Origin of the sequence: Corynebacterium sp. KPL2895 (assembly GCF_040225815.1) — a bacterium.
Taxonomy (GTDB): Bacteria; Actinomycetota; Actinomycetes; order Mycobacteriales; family Mycobacteriaceae; genus Corynebacterium; species Corynebacterium rhinophilum.
In genome coordinates this window covers 1-15917 of record NZ_JBEHFY010000029.1, presented here as the reverse complement: position 1 = coordinate 15917, position 15917 = coordinate 1, and the positions used below count along the sequence as shown (strand labels likewise).

The 15917-nt window shown below is 56.7% G+C and carries 14 protein-coding genes, 1 tRNA gene and 1 pseudogene; 4 read left to right on the top strand and 12 right to left on the bottom strand.

Annotated elements, in window-relative coordinates:
* Window positions 1–127 precede the first annotated feature (127 nt).
* From ABRP95_RS10900 to ABRP95_RS10880, 5 genes are read right to left on the bottom strand one after another with little or no spacing between them, the layout of a single operon-like run.
* Entirely contained in the window at window positions 128–1186 is a 1059-nt protein-coding gene (locus ABRP95_RS10900) for an HtaA domain-containing protein (protein ID WP_284771139.1), read from the bottom strand.
* The gene (locus tag ABRP95_RS10895) at window positions 1179–1973 is read right to left on the bottom strand and encodes a heme ABC transporter ATP-binding protein (RefSeq protein WP_284771140.1); all 795 of its coding nucleotides are present in this window, start codon (window positions 1971–1973) and stop codon (window positions 1179–1181) included. The genes ABRP95_RS10900 and ABRP95_RS10895 overlap by 8 nt, the downstream gene beginning before the upstream one ends.
* The gene (locus ABRP95_RS10890) at window positions 1973–3022 is read right to left on the bottom strand and encodes a FecCD family ABC transporter permease (protein WP_410758063.1); all 1050 of its coding nucleotides are present in this window, start codon (window positions 3020–3022) and stop codon (window positions 1973–1975) included. Before ABRP95_RS10890 ends, ABRP95_RS10895 begins: the two co-directional genes overlap by 1 nt.
* Entirely contained in the window at window positions 3003–4049 is a 1047-nt protein-coding gene (locus ABRP95_RS10885) for a heme/hemin ABC transporter substrate-binding protein (RefSeq protein WP_284771142.1), read from the bottom strand. Before ABRP95_RS10885 ends, ABRP95_RS10890 begins: the two co-directional genes overlap by 20 nt.
* Before the next feature lie 10 nt (window positions 4050–4059).
* Window positions 4060–5940 carry an HtaA domain-containing protein gene (locus ABRP95_RS10880; protein WP_284783676.1) on the bottom strand — a complete coding sequence of 627 codons (1881 nt, stop codon included), beginning with the start codon at window positions 5938–5940 and terminating at the stop codon, window positions 4060–4062.
* A 121-nt stretch (window positions 5941–6061) separates the two neighbouring features.
* On the opposite strand from ABRP95_RS10880, the gene ABRP95_RS10875 reads away from it, so the two are divergent.
* Window positions 6062–6523, top strand: a complete 462-nt coding sequence (locus ABRP95_RS10875; RefSeq protein ID WP_284771144.1) for a hypothetical protein — start codon at window positions 6062–6064, stop codon at window positions 6521–6523.
* 80 nt (window positions 6524–6603) lie between these two features.
* On the opposite strand, the gene ABRP95_RS10870 is transcribed toward ABRP95_RS10875, so the two are convergent.
* From ABRP95_RS10870 to ABRP95_RS10855, 4 genes are all read right to left on the bottom strand, one after another.
* Window positions 6604–6691, bottom strand: a tRNA-Ser gene (locus ABRP95_RS10870).
* A 93-nt stretch (window positions 6692–6784) separates the two neighbouring features.
* Window positions 6785–6985 (bottom strand): CsbD family protein, encoded by a 201-nt coding sequence (locus ABRP95_RS10865; RefSeq protein WP_005276418.1) that lies wholly within the window; start codon window positions 6983–6985, stop codon window positions 6785–6787.
* 47 nt (window positions 6986–7032) lie between these two features.
* Entirely contained in the window at window positions 7033–7509 is a 477-nt protein-coding gene (locus tag ABRP95_RS10860; RefSeq protein ID WP_284771145.1) for a nucleoside deaminase, read from the bottom strand.
* Complete coding sequence (locus ABRP95_RS10855) at window positions 7496–7975, bottom strand: tRNA adenosine deaminase-associated protein (RefSeq protein ID WP_023024959.1); 480 nt, start codon at window positions 7973–7975, stop codon at window positions 7496–7498. The genes ABRP95_RS10860 and ABRP95_RS10855 overlap by 14 nt, the downstream gene beginning before the upstream one ends.
* A 39-nt stretch (window positions 7976–8014) precedes the next feature.
* Here ABRP95_RS10855 and ABRP95_RS10850 point away from each other — a divergent pair, with 39 nt between their 5' ends.
* Window positions 8015–9043, top strand: coding sequence for a prephenate dehydrogenase (locus ABRP95_RS10850; RefSeq protein ID WP_284771147.1), 1029 nt, complete (start codon window positions 8015–8017; stop codon window positions 9041–9043).
* On the opposite strand, the gene ABRP95_RS10845 is transcribed toward ABRP95_RS10850, so the two are convergent.
* Complete coding sequence (locus tag ABRP95_RS10845; protein WP_284771148.1) at window positions 9040–10245, bottom strand: trypsin-like serine protease; 1206 nt, start codon at window positions 10243–10245, stop codon at window positions 9040–9042. The two genes, ABRP95_RS10850 and ABRP95_RS10845, sit on opposite strands and share 4 nt — an antisense overlap.
* A 1-nt stretch (window position 10246) precedes the next feature.
* Window positions 10247–11176, bottom strand: a complete 930-nt coding sequence (locus ABRP95_RS10840; protein ID WP_284771149.1) for a DUF418 domain-containing protein — start codon at window positions 11174–11176, stop codon at window positions 10247–10249.
* Between the two features lie 1683 nt (window positions 11177–12859).
* Here ABRP95_RS10840 and ABRP95_RS10835 point away from each other — a divergent pair.
* Window positions 12860–14128, top strand: coding sequence for an MFS transporter (locus ABRP95_RS10835; RefSeq protein WP_284796871.1), 1269 nt, complete (start codon window positions 12860–12862; stop codon window positions 14126–14128).
* Window positions 14129–14620: 492 nt separating this feature from the next.
* Here ABRP95_RS10835 and ABRP95_RS10830 read toward each other — a convergent pair whose 3' ends face one another.
* The gene (locus ABRP95_RS10830; RefSeq protein ID WP_349839445.1) at window positions 14621–15187 is read right to left on the bottom strand and encodes a hypothetical protein; all 567 of its coding nucleotides are present in this window, start codon (window positions 15185–15187) and stop codon (window positions 14621–14623) included.
* 298 nt (window positions 15188–15485) lie between these two features.
* Between ABRP95_RS10830 and ABRP95_RS12110 the strand changes: the two are divergent.
* A pseudogene (locus ABRP95_RS12110) lies at window positions 15486–15607 on the top strand (transposase-like zinc-binding domain-containing protein); the annotation flags it as partial.
* Window positions 15608–15917: the final 310 nt, after the last annotated feature.

Below are 15917 nucleotides of genomic sequence, written 5' to 3'. Positions count from 1 at the left end.
GCTTGTGGGAAGAAATCAACCAAAAGAACTAACTCCCTACCCCACCGCCTGCGGTGCGCGCGGCTTCGGGATGCGGCTGCCGACACCGCCCGCGCCGCTGACCCCCTATTATCGGATCAGCAGCTTGTTATCGGTGGAGTAGAGCACGCACGCTCTCAAGGGCGCCCGACTTCATAAACGCCTGCCCAAGAATGGCAAACATGCTGCCAATGGTTGCCACGCCCAAGATGTAGTTCCACACCTTGGCGAAACTAGAACCGGAGGGAGTGTCCTTCTCTGGCTTATCAGTTCCCGGCTTCTTAGACTCCGAAGTCTCAGGGCTCTTTGGAGTCTCCGGCTTCTTCGGCGGTGCCGGGGTCTGTGAGGTCGCTGGTGGCTGCGGAGCTGGATTGTCCTTCGGTGGCTGACTTTGTGGCTGCTCTTCCTTTTCCGGCGCAGCTACCGGCGGCTGCGGAGCAGGTTCGTTCTGCGGCATTTCATCCTTCTTTTGGCCGCAACCAGGAGAAACCTTGAGGGTTAGGTGGGCATCATCAAGCTCAGGCTTGTTCTCTGAGCTATACATGCCCATGAAAAGTTGGTCTACGCCCTCGATTTTTCCATCTTTTGTCCCCTGCTGCTCCTTGTACCGCACATCGCTGGCAGAAAGGGTCAGCGTGTCTCCCTCCTTGGTCCATCGCGCCGTGCCGTGGCCAAAGATCCCATCCCCAGTGCGCTTATTAGCGTCGATGTGGTCGTCCACGGTGTATTGAAGCATATTCTTACCCTCTACGTGATAGACCTCGTAGCCGGAACCGAGCTGGGCTTCATTACCGGAGGTCTTGATGAAAGGTGCCACTACCGTGGAATGCAGAGCTCCGTGGTGACCGGTGAACGTTATCGAGGAGTCTTTGCTCTCGATATTGGACGACACCACATTGCCCTCCTCATCTACCGTTACCGTAGAGGTTGCAGGATCGACCTCGAAGCCGAAAGAGAAATCCTTCCCCTTAGGATCACCGGTTTGCGTCACTGGGCCACTAGTGGACCAATCACCAGCAGCAAAACCGCTTTTGAGGTAGGAACGCCACGAGTGCTTAATTCCCCAGTTCAAGGAACCGGATTCGATGGTGCAAGTTTCTTCCGCAGAAGCGTGTGGCACGGTGAGCGCGGTCGCCGCGAGAGCGGTGACCACTACTTTCTTAAACATGGAAATCCTCCAATTTATGTGAGAAGAGTGGGTTGATGGTGGGCGTGGCACGCTGTGGATGTACCTGCAGCCCATCGACGGATATCGGCCAGCCATACACTTGAGACAATGTTGGACTGGTAAAGACCTCATCTACGCGCCCTTGGGCTGCTACTCCCCCGCACGACAGGCATACGAGATGATCGCAATATGCTGCTGCCGCGTTGAGGTCATGCAGCACCACGAGGACGGCGACGCCTGCCTCGCGGGCAAGGGCTTTTACTGAGCCCAACAGTTGTTCTTGGTGCCGGATATCCAGCGCGGCCGTTGGCTCATCCAGCAAGATCACCGGGGTATTTTGGGCAAGCACCCGTGCGAAGGCCGCGCGGGCGCGCTCACCACCAGACAACGTGCTGATGTCTCGGCCCGCTAGGTGCGCGACGCCGGCGGCATCGAGGGCGGCGTCAATAAAGTCATCGTCGAGATCTGCGTAGGCAGTTCCTTCCCACGGGCGGCGCCCCATCGCAACGACATCGCGGACAAGGAATTCGAAGGACACCGAGACGTCTTGGAGCATCACCGCACGCGTGCGCGCGAGCTCTCGCGCTGGCGCCTTGGGCGATAACCCACCCACGGTGATCTCACCGGAATAGTCGATATCTCCAGCCACGGCAGCTAGGACGGTGGATTTTCCGGCGCCGTTCGGACCGATAAGTCCTGTAACTTCGCCCGCTTGAGCAGTGAAGGACACCTGGTCCACGAGGGTGTGCTCCCCCACGCGAACGGTTAAGTCTTTAGCGTTTATCATCAGTGCACTCCTTTGCGCATCATGCGGCGCAGCAAGATGAAGAACGTTGGCCCACCCACCAGGGCGGTGAAAATGCCGATGGGAAGATCCGCAAAAGAAATCATCGTGCGCGCTGCCACGTCGGCGAAACCAATGAGTACAGCGCCGCCAAGGGCGGAAGCCGGCAGCAGGATGCGGTTTTCTGGTCCGACGACGCTGCGCAGCAGGTGGGGAACGATAAGTCCTACAAAGCCAATGAGGCCGGCGAAGGAAACGGCCGCGGCGGTCAACACTGCCGATGCCACGATCGCCACGATGCGCAGCCACGGCACGTTCACGCCGGTATGTGCGGCGGCGCGCTCGCCGAGCGCGAGGACGTCCAACTGCTTGCCCAGGCGCAAGGCCACTGCGAGGCCAACCACCACGATGGGCAGTACCGCCCAGACGTGTTTCCACTGCGAGCCGTTGAGGGAGCCCATCTGCCAGAAAATGATCGCTTCGCGGTTGGCGGTCGGCGCCAAGTACACCATGAAAGAGATGATGGCGTTGCATACCGCATTGATGGCGATGCCGGTGAGAATCAGGTGCACCACGGCAACCCTTCCGTTGTGGCGCGCAAGCTGATAGATAATGAAGGTAACCAGCAGCGCGGTAAGGAAGGCTGCGGCGGGAACGGTAAAGGTACCGAAGAATTCGATATTAAAGACGATGACTACGGCCGCACCAACGCCCGCACCGGAGGTAACGCCGATAATGGAGGGTTCTGCCAGGGGGTTGGCGAACACCGCCTGCATCAGCGTGCCGGCCACGCCCAAGGCCGCACCCACCACGAGCCCCAAGACCAAACGCGGTAGGCGAATGTCCCACACCACGCTTGCGGTCAAGGAATCCTCCCCGTGGCCAGCTGCCAAAATGGGGAAGAGATCAGACAGCGGTACATAGTATTGCCCCAGCACGACGGAGATGAGCGCCGCGAGCACGGTGAGAATCCCCAGGAGTACGAATACCCAAGTGCGCTGCGTGCGGCGGCGCGCGAAGGTGTCCGTGCCCTTACTCATTGTCCGGGTCATACACAGCCTTTGCTAGCTTCACCAGCGTTTGCCCTGTCATGGGACCAAATGCCAACGACTGGCCGTCCGGGATAGTCACGATGCGCTTCTTCTGGCCGGCGGTGGTCTGAGCAACGCCGGGCCGCTCCAGCAAGCCGTCAATGCCGCCGGTGGATTCCAGGCCATTAGTCATCATGATGATCACCTCTGGATTGATGCGCGCCAGCGCCTCAGCATTAGCAGGTTCTGCATGGGAAAGGTTGTTTTCTGCAGCCAGATCCACGCCGCCGATGCCTTCAATCAGGTCTTGCGCACCGGTACCGTCACCCATGATGAAGAAAACGCCGCCGTTTCCGCGCGCATAGAGAAACGCCACGCGCATCGGATCATCGGGAACCAACTCTTTGATGGCTCCCTTTGCCTCGTCGATTTCCTTGGTAGATCGTTCGGCTAGCTCGCGTGCTTCGTCGGGCAAGCCGAGGGCATCGCCAAGCGTGGTGATGTCCTCGCCCACCGAATCGATGGTGCGCTCAGGTTCCATCACCACGGTGGTGACACCCGCCGCCCGGATTTGATCGATGGCATCGCGCGGGCCAATGGAGTGATCCACAATGACGAGCGTCGGCTGCAGCTCCAGCACCGCCTCCACGTTGATATTGTGGCCGCCTTCGGTCACCACCGGGAGATCCGCCAGGTTGGGCTCGGTAGAAGAAACTGTGCGGCCGACGATATTATCCGCAAGCCCCAAGCCGCTAAGAGTCTTGGTATAGGTGCCATAGATATCCAACGCGAGGATGCGGGAGGCATCGGTGACAGTGACGTCATTACCATCGGCATCGGTAAGCTCCACCGGAAGCGCCGGCTCTGCCTTATCAGTAACCGGCTCGATATCGTCAAAATCCTTGACATCGCTGACACCTTCAAAGGATCTGGGGTCCGAGAGATCGGCGGGATCCGGTAGCTGATCGGTATAGCTTCCCTGCACACCGCACGCGGTAAGGCTGAAGATGCACAGGAATGGCACGAGGAAACGAAGAACGAGTTTCACGGCAATCTTTCTAAGAGTTGTTCATGACAAGCCGACTGGTGGAGCCACCGGCGATGATCAATCCGACGATGAAGAGCAGTAGATAGGTGGTCGGGTTATCTAGGCCCCCGCCGGGAGACGTCGCGGACTTGACCTTGAATTTGTTCGATCCGTCCTCGTATCCCTGCCCCGAGTCACCGGCTAGCGCTGAGTCCCCGGCTGCGGCATGCGCGCCGCCTTTGGAACCAGAGCTGCCCTTTCCGTTTCCGCCCGCGCCTGATCCGTCGGATCCGGAACCTGAGCTAGAACTGCCGCCACCGGATACGGCGCCGCAATCAGCGCTTCCGCCCAAGGTGGCGTGGAAGCTCAGCGGATCCAACTGGGTGCCTGGTTCATAGAACTCAGCGAGTGCCTGGGAACCGGCCTCAGAAAGCGATACCGCAGCTTCACCGGACACTTCGTCCGTGCCGACGTCGAGGGAATTAAAACTCAAGGTGCCAATAACAGTGCGCCCAAAGTCTTTCTTTTTGCCTTCCATATTGGAAGAGCGCACGTCAGCGATAAGCTCGCCAGAATTGCCGTTGAAGGTGATTTCCAGATTGGCGATGTTGAGGTCCAGCTTGCCGTGGTGCCCGGTGAACTGCATGCTTCCGCCATATTGCACGGAGCCCGCGCCATCTTTTACGGCACCGGAGTTACCCGTGAATTGGAAACGTCCATTGTCATAGCCAACACCAGAGAGATCCCATCGGCCTTGGGCAATGGATCCGGTGATATAGGACTGGAAGGATTTCTTTAACCCCCACTGAGCAGTGGCTTGCGTAACCCCAGTGGCCTCACAGACAGCATCGCCCCCGCCAGATGCTTCCGCACCTGAATTACCTGAGCCCGGGGCACCGGAATTCGCAGTTCCAGAGTGCGAAGGACCAGATCCCGCTGCTTTGCCAGTTCCTGAGGCACCGCCGCCTCCGCCCGAACCAGAGTTACTCGGTGATGAATTTCCCGCTGCAGAGTTAGTAGAAGCCGAGTTTCCTCCAGTGGAGTTCGACGTACCCGAAGCAGAACCATCCGAATTCGAGTTCGATCCGCCCCGATCGTTGAAAGACTCCAACTCATCCAGGAACGCCTGGGTATTGCCCATGAACGTAGTAATCCCGTTCATCGTGTCATTGGTTTCAGACAGGATGTCCATGGCTTCCTTGTTAAAGCCCGTGAAGGAACCCGTAATGGACGTCAAGGGACGCTTCTCACCGGAACCGGAGCCAGATCCGGAACCAGATTCGGAACACGAGCCATCAAGCGCAATGCCGCCAGAGGACGGATCTAAGGCTTCACCTGGCTGGTAGAAACCGGTGAAAAACTTGGCCCCGCCAGAGGTCAGAGTGGTAGATCCAGACAAATCAACCTTTCCGGCACCATCTTTGACGGGGTTGGCCAGATTAATGGTGGCGATTACCTCATCATTGCCTTGGATCTTTTTACCGCGGCTGAGTTCTTGGCGGTTCATTTCATAGGAGACGTAGTCCACGGAAATCTGCGCCTGCTTACCAGAGGCCTTGACCTTGAAGTCCGACATTGTCATGTCCAAGACTCCATCGTGGCCGGTAAAGCTCAGCGTTCCATTGAACGGAATCGTGACGTTCCCACCAGACGCATCGGGCTTTCCTGCAGTAAAGACGAACGCACCATCGCCCCGTTCGTCGCCCGTGAAGCCAATGCCGTTGGCACCCCATCCACCGTGGGCGATATTGCCTTTGACGTAGCTGCGGAATGACTGCTTGATGCCCCATTTCCATGTGCAGGATTCATCTGCGTGGGCAACCGGGGCAGAAGACAAAAGTGGGGCGAATGCCGCGACGAGGAAAGCAGCGACGATGATGCCGAACGCCGACTTCCACAGTTTTCCAATCATGTTGAGAACCTTGTTTTCGTGCCTAAAAATGATATAGGCTAAGCTTGCCTAATTGAAGTAAGTGTATCCTGACCTAACTTCTATTGATTGTCAATAAACCACCCCCCTATAAGAAACAAAAATGCACAACGACCCCCGTAAAGACATCTTCAACAGCATCTATCCAGATGTCGATCCCACACAGAACTTCCCACTCACGATCGGTGAACGCTTATCCTTAGCGCTTTCCGTCGGCGTATTTATGTTCGGCGGCGTAAGCGGCAGCCTGCTCATTGCCGGTATTGGCTTGGCCTTTGTGGTCGCCTGTTCCTTGGCACTTGCACGTAAAACGCCGCGCCGCATCCGTGCGGAGGCGCGCAGCCGATTCCCCCGGGAACCGTGGGCCGAACAACCCAGCCTCCTCGTGCCCGCCGTATGGATCGTCATCGCAGTAATCGCTGCCCTGGCGTGGTGGTTCACCCCCGTGAAATACCTCGCGTGGAGCGCGGGCGCCATGGCCGTCATCGCTGCCGTCGTGACGTGGTTCCTCCCCACCCTACAGCGCCGCCGCACGCGGGCTGCGCGCGCAAAGCACGACGCTTAAGCCAACCCAAAGCCCAAAGCCACCCCGTTGGAGAAAACAAAAATAGGCCCCGACCTGCATTAACAGGTCGGGGCCTTGCGCGGTGGCGGCGGGATTTGAACCCGCGGTTGGGGGTTACCCAACAATCGCTTTCGAGGCGATCACCTTCGGCCGCTCGGACACGCCACCGCGTTCCAGATTACGGGAGGACCCCCGATGCAACAAAATCGCCGCGCCAGCATTAAGCCAGCGCAGCGATTTCGCTATGAAGGGACTATAAAATTAGTCCTTCTTCAGGCCACCGATGATGTCGTTGGCCTTGTCCTTGATGCTGTCAGCAGCATCGGACAGCTTGTCCTTAGCCTCGGAGGCGACCTGGTCGGCCTTGCCTTCGTTGGCTACGTCTTCGTTACCGGTTGCCTCGCCGAAAGCTTCCTTTGCCTTGCCTGCGAGGTCGTCCTTCTTGTTTTCCAAATCGCCCATTTTCTCTCTCCTTAAATGAGTCGGATACTGTGTGACTGCAACTATACTCACTTTTCGCGCAGTGTGGTGAAAAATTTTTCCAGCAACGCCACGCAGTCTTTTTCGAGGACGCCACCGCGGACCTGAGGGGTAAAGGGCGCGGTGGGGGCGCGCAGGACATCGATAAGCGAGCCGCACGCACCCGTCTTCGGTTCAAAGGCGCCAAAAACCAGCGAGCTCACCCGGGCGGATTGCAGGGCGCCGGCGCACATGGCGCAGGGCTCTAAGGTGACCACGAGCTCGCAGCCGGTCAGGCGCCAGCCATCGCCGTGGATGCGCACCGCCTGGCGGATGGCCTCGACCTCGGCGTGGGCGGTGGGATCGCGCAATTGCTCGCGGCGGTTGACACCGGTGGCGAGCTCGCGACCGGCGGCATCATAAAGCACCGCCCCAACCGGCACATCCCCGGCGGGGGTCTGGCGCGCCACCGCGAGGGCGCGCTGCATGCGTTTCTGCGCGCGCTGCAGGGGCTTAGGCGTTATCAATGACGTCTTCTAGCTCATCCCCAAAGCCCAGGTCGCCGGCGATGCGCAGGAGCATATCGGAGGGCCAATCGTCCTCATCATCGATGATGTAGCCCACCTGATCTTCGGATAGGCCCAGGTCAGCGAAAATATCGAAGTCGCCCTCACCGTAGGGGTCAGCCTCTTCCGGGTCCACGTCTGGAATCTCGTAGTCATTGAGTTCCATGAAATCCGCGGCAAAGTCATCATCAACGCCATAGGTGGCGTCTGAAATTAGCATTTTCACCCCGCCGGGCACGGGCCGCACGGCAATGAAGTAGGCGTCCTCTACGCAGAGAAGGGCGAAAGCTGCGCCTTCAGAGCGCAGGGAGCGCACCGCGGTGATGGAGGTTTGCGGGTCCTCAAAGTCATCATCGAAGCTGCGCACGACCCATTGTCCCTCGTTGCGGGCGACGGTAACCGCGAAAGAGTAATTTTCGTTGCTCATACCTCGTGAGATTAGTCGTGTTGTGCCACAATTGTCACCGTGAGTTCTCAAGATGTTCAACGCCCCATCTGCATTATCGGCCTCGGCCTCATCGGTGGTTCCTTGCTGCGCGATCTCGCGGGCTATAACCACGACGTATTTGGATACAACCACTCGACGTCCGCCGCTCGCACCGCAGTCAAGCAGGGCTTTGACGTCAATGATGACTTGCCGGCGGTGCTTAACCGCGCCGAGGTTGAAGAGGCGCTCATCGTGATAGCCGTTCCCATGACCGCGGTGGGTAGCGTCTTGGATGCTATTCAGGAACACGCCCCTAGCTGCGGCATCACTGACGTGGTCTCCGTAAAGACTCCCGTGCGCCAGCAGGTCTGTGACCGCGGCATGGAGGATCGCTACGTAGGCGGGCACCCGATGGCGGGTACCTCGAAATCGGGATGGGATCACTCCCAGACGGGGCTTTTCCGCCGCGCCGCGTGGGGAATTACCTACGATTACGCCGCTGAGTATGAGGCGCGCGGGGAAAAGATTCCTAAGAAATGGATTGAGACTTTTACGGACGTCGTGCGCATGACCCAGATGGTGCATGCAGAGGCCGTGCCCATCCGTGTGGCCAACCACGATGCGGCGGTCGCTCGCATTTCCCACCTGCCGCATATTTTTGCGGAGACTCTCGCCACGGTGGGCGATAATGGCGGCATTTTGGCGCAGTCTCTAGCCGCCGGTTCCTTCAAGGATGCGACCCGGGTGGCCGGAACCCGCCCGGATCTCGTGCGGCAGATGTGCGAGACCAATGCCCCGGCCCTGGTAGAGGCCTTGGATGAGGCGCTGGAGTTGCTTCACGATGCCCGGGAGAAGCTCGCCGCCCCCGAGCCTTCCATCGCCGAGCTTGCCGATGCCGGCTACCGCGCCCGCACCCGCATCGAAGCCAGGTCGGGCGCGCGCAAGGAATCGGTCTCCCCGGTCAAGATTTCCTCCCGCCCGGTGCTGCGCCTGCACCCCGGTGGCCCGAAGTGGGTGGCGCAGCTGCGCCAGACCGAATCCTTGGGCGGGCGCATCGAGATTTTTTAGCGGCGCGACGTGCGGGCGGCACCGTTGCCAGCACCGGTAGCGAAGGTGCGCGCAGCCGCCGCGGCACCGATAAGGCCAATGGCCGCTACCGTGAAGTAGATCCACGGGCGGTCGCCGCTGGTCTGCGGCGTTGCCTGCGGGGTAGGCGTGGTCTCCGCGGTCAAGATGGCGTCCTTATCCTTGCCGCTGATCACGCCGTCTACCCAGTCCTTAGTGCCGGCGAGCGTGGTGATAGCCGCGCTTGGGGAGGGCAAATCCGGGTCCGCATTGGAAGTACCCGCGGTAGCTAGGCCCGCAAGCTTTCCGCCCACGAAGAACGGTCCGCCGGAATCGCCACCCTGCATGCCGGCATTACCGGTGGAGTGGACATCGAGGATCGGGCTGCTGATCATCGGGGCCATGCCGCCTTGGCCAGGCTGCATTACTTCCCCACCGTTGCCGTCAGGCTTGACAATCTGCGGCTGCTCGGCGCCCGGCTTGGTGGCACCCGGCGAGACCACCTTGGGCTTATCCGATCCCGAACCAGATCCCGGCATCTTGAAGCCGGGCATGGCCTCTTCGGCGGGCACGGATTCGTAGCCTTCAGGGACCTTCATGCCGGCATCCGGCTTGGAGCCGCCCGGCATCTTGAGACCGGGCATGGCTTCCTCAGCTGGCACGGACTCGTAGCCTTCCGGGGCTTCCTTGCCGGCGCCTGGCTTCTGTGCGGCGTCATCGCTTGGCCCGCCGCCCAGGATTTCGGAGACCTTCATCTCTGCCATCGGCAGCTGGCCCTTGCGCGCCATGGAGGAGCTGCTGCTCCAGCCATATAGGGTGCCAAGGTCGCCGGTCTCGGGAATATCGGTGGAGATCTTGGCCGGTTTGATATCGGTTACGGGCTCGGTGAGGTGGAGCAGTCCGGCATCGGAAAGCGGGGATAGCGCCCACGAATCCGCGTCATAGACCTTGTCTCCCAGGCGGGCCTGGGTGCCTTCATTATTGACGGATTGCAGGCAGTGGCGGGCGGTAAGCACCCACTGCTTATCCACCAGCGTGCCGGTGCAGTCGCCGAAGTTGCCTATCCGGCCCATCTTGAGCGCGGCGACGGTCCGGGACTCGGCGTTATCGGGGGCGGGTTCGCCGTGCTCAAGGGCGCTGGCGGGGGCCGCCAACATCCCGATGATGCCGGCGGTGGTCAAAGCGGTAGCAAATTTACGCGACATGTTAGTCCTTCTTTCCAGCAGGAACGGCGAGTTTAACGGCGGAGGAGACGGCCTTTTCGAGGGGGCCTTGGCCCAGGAATTTCCGCCAGATGGTGGCGAGCACGAGGAATAGGCCAATAAATGCCCATGCCCACGCGGTGTTGTGCAGTGAGATGTTGCTTTGCCAGTAATAGGCGGAGAGCACGTGCAAGACATAAACGGTCAGGGACATCGTGCCCATTGCGGCCAAGGGGTAGACGAGCTTGGGTACCGCGCTGCCGATGAGCAGGCACAGGTGCAGCACCACTGCTGCCACTGCAACGGAGAGCAGGATTTCGCCCGCTACGCCGGTGTGGCCGGTAAAGCGCAGCCAGCTGGGAATATCCGGCTCGAAGCGGAAGTAGGTGCCAACCGCGGCAATCACCGCGCTGACTGCGGTAACAATCCACTGCAGCGCCGTGCGGAAGCTACCTGGGCGGATGTAGACCTCAAAGAGCAGCATGCCGGCGATGAAATACGCGATCCATGCCAGCAGCGGATAGACCTGCGGCAGGGTAAACGGCGCGTAGTGCACGGTTGAGGCGATGGCGGCGACGAAGAACAGGGCCAGCTTCCACCACATGTTCAGCGGTGGCACCCAGGAGACCACCATCATGGTGATACCCATAGCAACGAGCACGACCTGAATCTGCCCGCCAACCGGGAGCAGTGCCAGTCCGATAAGCGTAATGATGGCGCCACGGGCAATCAGGCGCAGCAGCGTCTGTACGGAATAGTTCTTGCTAATGAGCATCATCGTCACGCCGGCGACGATGGCAAATAGGGCGGCCGGAAGGCCCGACAATATGACCTTGGTACTCCATACCAACGAGGCCATGTGCAAAATAATCATGCCAATAATGGCAAGTGAACGAGCCAAATCCAGCCCGACGATGCGCGATGATGTACTCACCTAGCACTCTCCTTCACGATGTGATGGGACGCAGCGGTCTCCACCACGGCCCATGTTTTTAACGACTCTCTTTTTCTACAACGGAAGTCTGGGAGGTTGCTGTATCAACACTTTACATGTTCTGTACCTTATAAATGCCGTCATTGGCCCAACCAATCCCGCGGCCCCACTTTCCCGCTAACCGCACACAATTTCACCCAATTTCCCGGCGGCAACACACTCCGGAGGACCCACCGCAGCGCGCATCACCGCCAACTACACGCAATTAATTCACCCCAGAAACCCATACTTACCTGCTATTTTGCTATAGATAATCGATTACCCCCTCCATACCTTTATTCTGATAGTTTCTTTTCTGTCAGGATGCTTCCTGGCACCTATGAAAAGCGCTCAAACTGTCTGGCAAATGATCACGAAGTTCGGTCCCTCTTCATTCCTCCCCCTAAATCAACCGAAAGAGGACACATGCTCAAAACACGCGCTAGAAACCTAGTGTTTGCCGTGGTGGCCTCCGCGCTTGGCGATGGCCTCATCCCCACCGCTTTTGCCATCCAATCGTTCAAGTTGGACTCCAGCGGCAGACTGCTCACCTTTGTCCTCATTGCGCTGTGGTCCGCCAAACTAATTTCATCGCTGGCCCTGGACAAAATACCGACCCCAGCTTTTCCAGCCAGGATCATGGTTCTATCGGTTCTGCGGCCCCTACCTCCGTGTGGAAAAAGGTGCACTGAAACCTCCTCCAGATACCCCTATGCGCCGCTTATACCGGGCACCTCTTAGCCTTATTTTTGGCGGACAGCATTGACGTCATTGCCGTAGTCACCGCACTGAGCGGCGCCTTGACCGCCATCTCAGGAATTACCTGGGATGTCCTGGGGCAGGAACTACATTCATATTCCTTGCCCCAAGATCCGTGCCGCAGCAAAGCAAGGCTTAATTATTGCGGTCCATCAACTCACGCTGACTTCAAGGCGAGCCGGGACCTAGCCCCTGTTTGGTGGGCACCTGATATCCAGCTCAGTGAGGTTGGCAAGATTGGTAATCTACTGCCGAAGCTAATCCCAAATATGCACCACACAAGCCAGGCCATACGGTCACCATTCAGGGCGTTCAGGACTTCGATATGCAGCGTGACAACACTATTTTTGCTGGATCCAAAATTAAACCCTTGCCATCCATTCAGGCGAGCCCCACCTAACCATACGGACGTTCGCACCGCCAGCACCGGATGGAATCAAATTTAGAAACCGGAATTTCAGGCAAAACTATTGACAGCAGGCATAATCGCCCCCTACTGTGTGAGATACGTCGCAGAAAGTGACACACGTCATGTTCCACAGCTTTCGAAAAGAGCTACCTGCCTGCCGTTATGGACATTAAGTTTATTGAACGCATGAAGGGGAACATGTCACTCGTTTCCCAGTTCTACGACGACCCAGCCACCACACTAGGAGAAGCCGGTGTCTCTGGGGAAGTTTATCGGCACTGATTCAAGATTAATGGCATAGTACCTGGAGCACATCATGTTCACCTTACTGCATCAATAAATCTCATTTGACACACCGCAAGTTGCGGCGGGTCAAGAAGTTGACCCGTGAGAATTACCCACTTCGGAAATCCGACGCTGGGTTCATGCTGCGCGCATGAGCTTTCAGTCGCGGTTGTCAAACATTGAGAGACACGATGCAGGATTATACTGATCAAAAATTTTGGACCATCGTACGCAAGAACCATCCTGACTATCTACGGTGGTTCTTCGCTGATACAGCAAGCGCCTTAGGGGCATCACTCGTAGCTATCCCTATTTCACTTGCGAGCTACTACCTCACTGGAAGCCTAAGTCAAGCGGGAGTGATTGGAGCCGCAAGCTCGGCAGGCTCGATGATCATGACGATCCCAGCCGGGATGATCATCGATCGTTTTAACAAGAAGAAGTTACTTCTCTTCTACGGGCTGAGCCAAATTGGTATCTGGTCAACCTTCTCGCTACTGCTTTACTTGGGCAAATTCAATTTCCCACTTTTGTTCTTCTTTAGCCTGTTTGCAGGAATGATTACAGGCACGTTCGGAGGCCTAACCAACGCCATTTTGAGATTCATCATTCCTGAGAATTTGCTTGTTCAAGCGCAAGGCCGTAACCAAACTCGAGACAACATCATCTGGATGCTCGGACTACCTTTAGGAGGCTTTCTCTACGGCCTAGCCCCGGTTATTCCCTTCATTGCACAAACGTTGTGTGGGTTGGGTCCGCTTTATGCTTCAAGAACCATCAGTAAGGACCTGGGGAAGTCAAACAATGAGCAGAAGTATTCGTTTAAAGAGTTCTGGTCCGATAGTAAATATTCTTTGGCTTGGATTTGGAAATATCCGATGCTTCGAACAATCTTCAGCATCGATATCTTCTCCAACTTCGCCAACTTTTTCCTCATCGCGTCCATTGACCTATGGCTGGCATACCTCAAAGTTGATGGTTGGATAATCGGCCTCACCTCAGCCATGTTCGCCCTTGGAATGATTGTTGGAGGGCTTCTTCAAGACCGCCTCATCAAGCATTTGCCAGGAAGAAACATCATCCGAGCAACGATGTTATGGGAACTACTGTGGTACCTGTTACTTCTTGTATTTTCTCAGTATTGGCCACTTATCGCAGTTGCAGCATTTTTCATCGTAGTTCCCTCCATTGCGTGCAACTCGTACTCCGGAGGACTGCTTGCGTTATCAGCGCCTCCCGAAAAAATAGGAAAATGCTCGGCAGGAGCGCGTCTGATGATGGGATTGCTACCAATCATCGCCTCCGCCAGCGCGGGTACATTTCTCGCCGCAATTGGTTTTCAGGCAAGCATGGCACTATGCGCTCTGTGCTCGGTTATCTCCTGTTTGATAGCGACAAGTTCAGTCCTGCGCACACTACCTAAAGCATCCGAGTTCAATTTACTCCCCGTATGCGAGTAGTTCGGGCCTGACCTCCCAGAAAGTGGAGACTCCACGCTACCGGACGCAACCTATTGGGAGAGGAGCTTGAGGTTTGGAAGATAAAGACCGCGAAAACCGGGCCTCCAATTGTCAGATGCGAGGTTTTGGTACCGGTGTTCTGGGGACTCGGTACTGCTGTGTTCTGGGTAGTTGGTACCGGGGCGGGCCCACTACCCCAAATCCACATCCAATAAACAACCGAGCCGAAAAGCCAATAACCGGATTACTCTCGCTTACGGAGCTTATTGGCCCTGCGCCAAACTGCGTAAGTTCCCGCAAGGAAAACAACCGCAAAAACTCCGGCAACTCTAAAATAAAATAAGCCGTTTTCTAGCCTGCGGAAGATGTCTGACGATGAGGTAGAAGCCGTCTCAGCCAAGGTCTTAGCAACATAAATCGCATTCAACCCGCCGATAACATAACCGAGACAGAGCAACAGTGATACACAAATCGCAATCTTTAACAGAACCTCTAAGGATGAATTGCGTGACACTGTTCTCCTTTATATTCTCCCATTACAAATAGACGTGCACACTCAGCATTGCCCTTAACGTCAAAATTTTGAAATCCGTCATCGTGCGCATGACCGAAGGAACAATCATTGTGAGTTTTACCTTTGCGCGTCACATGGATCCCGTTTTCGTCTCTGTTTTGGTAGTCAACTCGCCAGTTGCACATCGTTCCGTTAGTAAACGTTGCCGACGCACTTTCGCTCTCTATGTGACCACCTTTCCCCTTAATCGAATGTTCAAGACTCACTACAGGAACCTCAAAATTATGACCATTAAACGTAAATCCAAAACCATTGATTGTAGTCGCGCCGAATGCTGATCTGTCTTCGACGCCCGGAACTGGGTCGCTACCTTCGGGAAGGTAATTATAGGCCGTTGGGTCTGTATTTTGGTAGTTTCCACCAAAGATAGTTTTCGGCCCCTCTTGCACCCCCTGTGATGTTTCCGCTTGAGCCATTCCGGACAAGGCAGGAAGTAGCAGCAGAGAAGACAAAAGAGAAGCGGAAGCTTTTAATGTTTTGTTCATAACTTTCCTTTCCGTACGCGACGACTTATTTAAAGTAACATAAATTGACACTCTTAGTAATGATTGTCATTATCCTGATTCCGGGATCCATTGCTGGTGTTAGCAGTTCGGGCCCAACCCCAGATGATGGACACGTCGACCTAAACGACAGGATGTGTTGGTGAAGTTATATGTTTAGCCCGTCTGGCCTGCTGGTATTAGGACTATTTCACTTATCCGGAGGAATAACGCAGCCTCGGACCTGAAATACCGCCGGGGGCGTGCTGATGTGCTAGGCGCCTAGGTTCACGATAAATGGATGAGTAAGAATCATCCTCGATGCCCCGTCTGTAGCAGGGCGTGCACCAAAATACGGGACTACAAGCACCAATCCGCCAGCGATGGCGATGGAACGCCTGTAAAGCCACTGCCACTCGCGCTAGAGGCCGACCCAGGAAAGTGGACGAATCAGGGCGCAGACCCACGAGCCAAAGCACACACCCTAGCCAACCAAGAAACACAAGCCACCATCGGCCGTGAATACGGCCGACCAGCAACTTTCGACAGTACCTACAACCACTCTATGGGAATACACAAAGGCCACATGCCCTAAACCACGCAGTCCACCAACACAAAATGTCGTTTACCCCGACACGCCGGAAAACAACACATTTGGGGATGCGGACATTTTTTAGGACTATTCAGAGTAGCAGTTTGCGTCGGCGTTGATTGATGCTTAATCCGCCGAACT

What these genes read in the sequence shown, in the direction of transcription:
- ABRP95_RS10900 (WP_284771139.1), bottom strand. Translation starts at nt 1,186, where the DNA reads ATGTTTAAGAAAGTAGTGGTCACCGCTCTCGCGGCGACCGCGCTCACC.
- ABRP95_RS10875 (WP_284771144.1), top strand. Translation starts at nt 6,062, where the DNA reads ATGCACAACGACCCCCGTAAAGACATCTTCAACAGCATCTATCCAGAT.
- ABRP95_RS10855 (WP_023024959.1), bottom strand. Translation starts at nt 7,975, where the DNA reads ATGAGCAACGAAAATTACTCTTTCGCGGTTACCGTCGCCCGCAACGAG.
- ABRP95_RS10880 (WP_284783676.1), bottom strand. Translation starts at nt 5,940, where the DNA reads ATGATTGGAAAACTGTGGAAGTCGGCGTTCGGCATCATCGTCGCTGCT.
- ABRP95_RS10895 (WP_284771140.1), bottom strand. Translation starts at nt 1,973, where the DNA reads ATGATAAACGCTAAAGACTTAACCGTTCGCGTGGGGGAGCACACCCTC.
- ABRP95_RS10865 (WP_005276418.1), bottom strand. Translation starts at nt 6,985, where the DNA reads ATGGGCGATTTGGAAAACAAGAAGGACGACCTCGCAGGCAAGGCAAAG.
- ABRP95_RS10845 (WP_284771148.1), bottom strand. Translation starts at nt 10,245, where the DNA reads ATGTCGCGTAAATTTGCTACCGCTTTGACCACCGCCGGCATCATCGGG.
- ABRP95_RS10890 (WP_410758063.1), bottom strand. Translation starts at nt 3,022, where the DNA reads ATGACCCGGACAATGAGTAAGGGCACGGACACCTTCGCGCGCCGCCGC.
- ABRP95_RS10835 (WP_284796871.1), top strand. Translation starts at nt 12,860, where the DNA reads ATGCAGGATTATACTGATCAAAAATTTTGGACCATCGTACGCAAGAAC.
- ABRP95_RS10830 (WP_349839445.1), bottom strand. Translation starts at nt 15,187, where the DNA reads ATGAACAAAACATTAAAAGCTTCCGCTTCTCTTTTGTCTTCTCTGCTG.